3 protein-coding genes are annotated in these 4,932 nt (G+C 73.4%); all 3 read right to left on the reverse strand.

The window, feature by feature from the left end; genetic code table 11:
* Window positions 1-99: 99 nt before the first annotated feature.
* Genes ABZW11_RS46005 through ABZW11_RS46015 form a run of 3 tightly spaced genes read right to left on the reverse strand, consistent with a single transcriptional unit; the run spans window position 100 to window position 4,763 of the window.
* Complete coding sequence (locus ABZW11_RS46005) at window positions 100-2,604, reverse strand: S8 family serine peptidase (RefSeq protein WP_355432838.1); 2,505 nt, start codon at window positions 2,602-2,604, stop codon at window positions 100-102.
* A gap of 1 nt (window position 2,605) precedes the next feature.
* A complete protein-coding gene (locus ABZW11_RS46010; RefSeq protein ID WP_355432841.1) occupies window positions 2,606-3,847 on the reverse strand; it encodes a hypothetical protein in 1,242 nt (413 codons plus the stop codon).
* Between the two features lie 10 nt (window positions 3,848-3,857).
* Window positions 3,858-4,763, reverse strand: a complete 906-nt coding sequence (locus ABZW11_RS46015) for a hypothetical protein (RefSeq protein ID WP_355432844.1) — start codon at window positions 4,761-4,763, stop codon at window positions 3,858-3,860.
* Window positions 4,764-4,932: the final 169 nt, after the last annotated feature.

Here is a 4,932-nt window from a genome sequence, read left to right on the forward strand (position 1 = left end):
AGAAGGGGGACCTCTGCTGGTGAACATCCTTGCGGTGGGAGCTGGTGGGGGTCGCTGTGGCCCGGGCGTGGCGGGGGGCAGCGGCGCGCGGGGGTGGGGTCAGGTTGTCGCGGGGCGGCAGGTGCGGTCGCCGACGAAGACGTCGTCGACGGCCCACCAGCCGGACAGCTGGCCCCGGTAGTGGAGGCGGAGCCGTACGTCGGCCTGTCCGGCCGCGTCCGGCAGCGGGACGACGTGGACGGCCGGTCCCGGAGCGCCGGGGAAGCCCTTGGCCGACCACACGGTCTTCCAGGTACGGCCCCCGTCCACGCTGAGGTCGACGCCGGTCGTGGAGTTGACCGCCGGCTTCAGGTCGTGGGCGAACTCCAGGGTCGCCGAGGTCAGGCCGGTCAGGTCGTAGGAGGGGCTGGTCAGGTAGGTGTCCTGGAGGTGCCCCTTGCCGGAGTTCAGGGAGTCGACGATGGCGAACCCGCCCGCGCCGCCGGTGTGGTTGCCCCGGCCGCCGACGTCGGCGAAGACCCAGCCGGGCTGGTGAGCGTAGTTGGGGATGCGGGGGTCGAGGTTGGTGACCGTCCAGCCCTTGGGCGCCGAGGCGGCGTCGAACGGCTCGGTGCTGCCGTCGCGGATCACCTCGTAGCCGCGGGCGACGCAGGCCAGGGAGACGGTCAGGCCGAGGTCGAGCCGCCGGCCCGTCTCACCCATGGTGACCTGCTGGACGGACGGGTCGTAGCCGGGCTCGGTGGGGCGGGTGGTGAGGGTGTAGGTCGTCGAAGGGAGCAGGGACAGGGTGTAGGCGCCGGTGTCGGGGTCCGATTCGGCGTTCCACGTGTGGCCCTTGCCGTCGTCGGCGGTGATCTGCGCGGCGAGCCCGCGGCCGAGGCCGGAGGCGTCGGAGACGGTGCCGGTCAGGCCGATCCGCTCGGTCTGCGGCAGGGCGACGTCCAGGGTGAGGGGACCGTCCTTGGTCAGGGTGGCGGTTCTGGTCGTGGTCCGGTAGCCGAACGCCTCGGCCTTGAGCTGGTACTCCCCCGCGACGAGGGTGTAGCGGTAGGCGCCGTCGGCGCCGAGGGTGGAGGTGCGGGTGAGCGGGCCGGTGAGGGTGACGGTGGCGCCCTCGACCGGCCGGCCGGTGGTGGCGTCCGTGACGGTGCCGGACAGCGTGGCGGTGCCGCGCGTCCCGGCCTCGACCAGGGCCAGGGCGTCGAGGCGGCCTTCGCCGTGGACGGCGTTGTCGGCCGCGGTGCCGCCGCAGGTGGTGTCGTCGGTGTCGATGGCCGACAGGTCGAGCAGCAGGCGGGTGGCCGCGGTGTCGCGTACGTACTCGGGGCGGGCCGACCACAGCAGCGCGACCGCTCCCGCGACGTGCGGCGCCGCCATCGAGGTGCCGTTGTAGAAGGCGTAGGAGCCGCCGGGCACCGAGGAGCGGACGTTCACGCCCGGTGCGGAGATGTTCGGCTTGATCTCGCCGTCCTGGCCGGGACCGCGGCTGGAGAAGCTCGCGATCGTGTTGTCGACGTCGTACGCGCCGACCGAGTAGTTGATGATGCGCCCGCCGGGCGATCCTGAGGTCTGGCAGGCGGGGCCGTCGTTGCCGTTGGACCAGATGCCCATGATGCCGGAGGCCGCCCAGGCGAGCTGGATGTCCTCCATGAACGGCTGGGTGGTCAGGCTCGCGCCCCACGAGTTGTTGACGATGTGCGGGCGCTTGGAGGCGTCGGGGTCGGCGCCGGTGGAGTCGGTGGGCGCGAGCATCCACTGCGAGGACGCGACGAGGGCCTCCTCCGAGCATTGGCTGGTGGTGCAGCCCTTGGCGGCGATCCAGCGTACGCCGGGGGCGACGCCGATCTGGTTGCCCTGGCCGTCGTCGCCGGCCATGGTGCCCATGGTGTGGGTGCCGTGGGAGTTGTTGTCGCACGGCGCGTCGCTCGGGCACTCCCTGAGCGGGTCGTACCAGTTGTAGTCGTGGGTGAAGGTGCCGTCTGCGTTGCTGCCCCGGTAGCTCTTGACCAGGGCGGGGTGGTCGTACTGGACGCCGGAGTCGATGTTGGCGATGACGATGTCCTCGCCGCGGCGGCCGGTCCGCTCCCACACGTCGTCGGCGTTGATGTTGGACACGCCCCAGGCGAGGCTCGTCGCGGCGGCTGCCCCGGCGGGCGTGCTGCGGGTCGGCTCGGGGATGGTGTACGTGACGGGCGCGCGGATCTCCTCGACCCCGGGTAACTTCGCGATCTTCTTGGCCAGCGCCCGCGAGGCGTTCTTCACGTAGACGGCGTTGGTGACCCAGTACGCCGTGGACTTCACGCCCTCCGCCTTGAGCAGCTTGCGCAGCGGCTGCTGGTCGCGGTCGGCTCTGGCGTGCAGCCGTTCGACCACGTCCCGGCCGCGGGCGGTACGGCCGGCGATCTTCTTGGCTGGGGCCAGGTCGGCCTTGCCCGACATGCGCACCCAGAAGTCCGTGGTGGGGCGCGCGTCGAAGCCGGCCAGCACCTCCGGCGCGATCACCGGGTCGCCCGCGGCGGCCTGTGCGGGGACGGCGCCCGACAGGGCGGTGGCCAGCAGGGTCAGGGCGCACGCCAGGGCGGATGACTTTCGGGGAACTCTCATGTCACTTTCTCCCGCAGCTCAGGTGGGCGATCAGGCGGCGCGGCAGCAGTTGCGGGTAGCCGATGTCGGAGGGCTCGGTCCGGGTGGAGGTGCCGGTCACCCAGACGTCGTCGGGGCCGCTGCCGTCCACGTCGTGGAAGATGAAGCCGAACGCCTCCGGCTGCTCGCCCTGGGGCTTGGCCTCCTGCCAGGAGGCGCCGTCCCAGTGCTGCACGTGGAACACGCCCATGCTGCTGTCGTTGGTCAGGGCCCACACCTGGCCTGGGGCGGGGGCGTACAGCTTGAAGATGTCGCCGCCGTAGGGGCCCGGCTCGGGTGCGGGGACGGTGGTCCAGCTCTGGCCGTCCCAGTGGAGCAGGAGCGGCCTCGGGCTGCTCTGGCTGCCGGAGATGCCGGCGACCCAGACGTCGTCGGGGCCGGAGGCGTCGAGCGCGTACACCATCCCTTCCGCGCCGGGGTCGGGCAGCGCGACGTCGGACCAGGCCGTCCCGTCGTGGCGCAGGACCATCGGCTGGTACGCGCCCGTCTGCTCGTTCTTCTGGAAGCCGGCGGCCCAGACGCCGCCGCCCGGCACCGCCTTCACCGTTTTCAGGGTGGCGGCGGCGCGGCGGACGGCGGGGTGGTCGACGGTCGTCCATTCCGTGCCGTCCCAGCGCTGGATGAGCGCGCCCCCGGCCGGCCCGTCGACGCGGCCCACCGCCCACGCCTGGGAGGAGCTCACCGTGGCGACGTCCGCCAGCCAGGCCGGTCCGGCCTCCGGGCTCTGCGACGCGCCCGCCGGGGTGAGCGTCCAGCGGTTGCGGTCGAGGCGGGCCAGCACGCCCGTCCCGTCCGGCTGGAAGGAACCGTGCAGGTTGATCAGCGACCAGCCGCCGCCGGCGGTGAAAGAGCCGGCGCCCATCTGGAAGAGGCTCCCGGTACGCGGGGGCACCGGGATCTGGGGGCCGTTCTCGACCAGCTCGCGGCCGTTCCAGCGCAGCGACCTGGCGCCCTCCTCGAGCTGTTCGGAGAAGCGCACGTCGTCGCGCGAGACCACGTCGACGTCGACGACGCCCTCGCTCGCGGGCGCGTCGAGCATCGTCCAGGTCGGTACGCAGTCCGTCCCGGCCGCGGCGGGAGCCTGCGTGGCGGAGGTGGCGGCGGTGCTCAGCAGGGCGGTCAGGCCGGCCGCGACGGTGGCTCTCACGGTGGCCCTGACGGTGGCACTGCGCAGCCGCCTGCGGGGAGATCGTGGTGTTCGCATCAGGGTCCTCCTAGAAGGCGCCGGTGCCGTTGGGGGTGCCCATGCCGCTGGGCCCGTCGTAGCCGCGCGCCGCGGTGCAGATCTTGCCGCCGCCGCAGGCGCCGTTGCTTCCGGCGGTGATGTCGTTCAGGTACTGGGCGGAGGCGTAGAGCCGCCGGCCCGCCGGGGTGGGTGAGCCGGTGCCGGCCAGGCCGTGGACGCCGGCGATGAACGCCGCCGCGACGGGGGTGCCGGCGGCGGTGCCCCAGCCGCCCAGGCCGGTGCTGTAGACCTGGACCGGGGTGTCGGCGGAGCCCACCGCCGCGACGTCGGCCACGGTGCGCCGGCTTCCGCACGCTCCGGCCGGCTGCCAGGCCGGCCGCGTCACGTACATCGAGCAGCCGGAGGCGGTGTCGCGCCAGACGGACTCGTTCCAGCCGCGCGTGGTGGCGGGGTCCCGGTAGAGCTGGGTGCCGCCGACGGCGATCACCGACGGGTAGGCGGCGGGCAGGATCTGGCGGCCGCCGTTGTTGAAGCCCTGGCCGGAGGGGGCGACGACGGTGGTCGGCGCGTGGTCGAAGCGGGCGGCCAGGGCGTTCTGGCCGTCGTACTCGGCCACGCCCCACATGGGCACGACCGCGGTGACGCCCTGCGCGGCGGCCTGGTCCACGGCCGCCGCCATGCTGGCCAGGGAAGGGTCGTCGGCCTGCACCAGCAGGAGCTTGCAGTTCGGGCAGGCCGCCGCGGCGAGCTGCAGCCCGACGCTGCTGTGCACCGCCCAGGCGGGGCTCGGGGCGGGCGGTGTGTCGCCGCCCCGCTGGTTGATCTTCTTGAAGCACGGGAAGTCGGCGTCGCACGGGGGCATGCCGTTCGCCTTGCGGTACTCGGCCAGCTCGTGCCCGGCCGCGGGGTTGTCGTACGGGGTGACGACGGCCACGCTCTGGCCGCCGCCGAGCCAGTCCGCGGGCAGCCGGTAGGCCTCCTGGAGGTCTCCGGCGGTCAGGGGGCCGCCTCCCGGCGCAGCCGCCCGGTGTTCTGGAGCATCTCGCGCTGCTGCTCGATCGCGTCCGCCTCGGGCGTCTCGATCGACAGCTCTTCCTCTTCTT

This window comes from Nonomuraea sp. NPDC004580 (assembly GCF_040609855.1).
Classification (GTDB): Bacteria; Actinomycetota; Actinomycetes; order Streptosporangiales; family Streptosporangiaceae; genus Nonomuraea; species Nonomuraea salmonea.